We start from the raw sequence: 1653 nt of genomic DNA, 5'->3' as shown, positions 1-1653 counted from the left end.
ATCCGTGCCCATACGGCCAGCACTGGCCCCTGGTCAGTTTCGTGCGGTACGGGCCTCAGTCAGCTGCGGCGTCGGCACGCAGCTGCGCGGCGCGCTCGGCGCCCAGGTAGCGGGTGATGGCACGCCGCATCAGGTACAGCAAGGGAATCAGGGCGATGGCAAAGCCCATCTTGTAGACGTAGTTGACGCTGCTGACCGCCAGGAACAGCGCGGTGGGCCACTGCTGCGGGCCCAGCACGAATGCGATCCAGATCACCACGAAGCTGTCCACCAGCTGCGATACCGCCGTGGAGCCCGTGGCGCGCAACCAGACGTGGCGTTCACCGGTGGCCCGGCGGATGCGATGGAAGATCGAGACATCGATCAGCTGCCCGACCAGGAAGGCCACCAGCGACCCGGCGATGGTCCACATGCCCTGGCCGAACACCGCGGCGAAGGCGGCCTGGTAATCGGGCACGCCGTGGGCGCTCATCGAGGTGACCCACCAGCTGGCCGGCACCAGCGAGATCGCCGCGAAGGCGAACAGGAAGCCGTAGCTGATCAACACCACCGCCAGCCACGAGATGAACTTCACCCCGCGGCGGCCGAAGAACTCGTTGATGGTGTCGGTCATGATGAACACCACCGGCCACAACAACGTGCCGGCGGTGAAACTGAGCGAGCCGGTCTGGCCGAACAGGTTCCAGTTGAACGGCGCCAGCCCGAGCGTGTCTTCGAGCGCGAAGATCTTCACCCCGATCAGTTCGGCCAGCACCGCGTTGGCGCAGAAGAACGCCGCCAGCGCGATGAACAACAGCACCGCGCGGTCCTGCAGCGGCCGCGCGCTCATGTCAGCGGTCGCCGGCGCGGGTGAACGGTACGCTTTCCGGTGCGACGGCACCGCCGGAGATGATGAAGCTCATCGCCTGGTCGACGGTCCAGTCGGTGGGGGTCAGCAGTTCCACCGGCACGATTTCCAGGTAGCCGGAGGTGGGGTTGGGCGTGGTCGGCACATATACCGCGGCCAGCTCGCGGTCGGTGCCCTGTTCGCGGATCACGCGCGTGACCAGGCCCACCGACTTCATGTCACGGTGCGGGAAGTCGATCAGCACCACGCGCTGGGTGCTGCCCGGCTCGGTCTGCAGCATGTCCAGCAGCTTCTTGGCGCTGTCGTAGATGATGCTGGCCAGCGGGATGCGCTTGATCACCGCGCCGAACCAGCGCAGCAGGCGCTGGCCGATCACCCGGCGGCTGAGCACGCCCACGCTGAGGATCACCAGCAGGGTGGCGGCCAGGCCGATCAGGTTCTGCATCCACTCCACCTTGACCCAGCCCAGGTAGTGCGGGAATGAGGCGGCGATCTGCTCGGACAGGGGCACCACCACCGGGCTGGAAATGCCCGACAACAGCACGAACACGAATTTGACCACCACCCAGGTCAGCCAGATCGGCAGCAGGGTCAGCAGGCCGGTCAGGAACAGGCGCTGCAGGGAGGGGCGCGGAACAAGTTGGGGGGCTTCGGGCGACATCGGCGCATTGTAGCGGTGCGGCCCCCCGGATTACCCTGCCTGCGGTCGCAGGGAGCGGCGCATGAAGGGAATGCTGTGTTGAAGGGACTGAAGTGGGTGGGCGTGACCGTGCTGGGCATGGGGGTGCTGGTGGGCGGGGTGCTGC

The 1653-nt window shown here is 66.8% G+C and carries 2 protein-coding genes; both read right to left on the bottom strand.

Features of this window, described 5'->3' with window-relative positions:
- Nucleotides 1–55: 55 nt before the first annotated feature.
- On the bottom strand, nt 56–829 hold the full coding sequence (locus tag DBR34_RS13015; RefSeq protein ID WP_128097103.1) for a queuosine precursor transporter: 774 nt from the start codon (nt 827–829) through the stop codon (nt 56–58).
- 1 nt (nt 830) lies between these two features.
- The gene (locus tag DBR34_RS13010) at nt 831–1508 is read right to left on the bottom strand and encodes a DUF502 domain-containing protein (protein ID WP_128097102.1); all 678 of its coding nucleotides are present in this window, start codon (nt 1506–1508) and stop codon (nt 831–833) included.
- Nucleotides 1509–1653 lie beyond the last annotated feature (145 nt).

Origin of the sequence: Stenotrophomonas sp. HMWF003, assembly GCF_003061285.1 — a bacterium.
GTDB classification, from domain to species: domain Bacteria; phylum Pseudomonadota; class Gammaproteobacteria; order Xanthomonadales; family Xanthomonadaceae; genus Stenotrophomonas; species Stenotrophomonas maltophilia_AP.
This window is presented reverse-complemented; position numbering and strand designations above follow the sequence as displayed.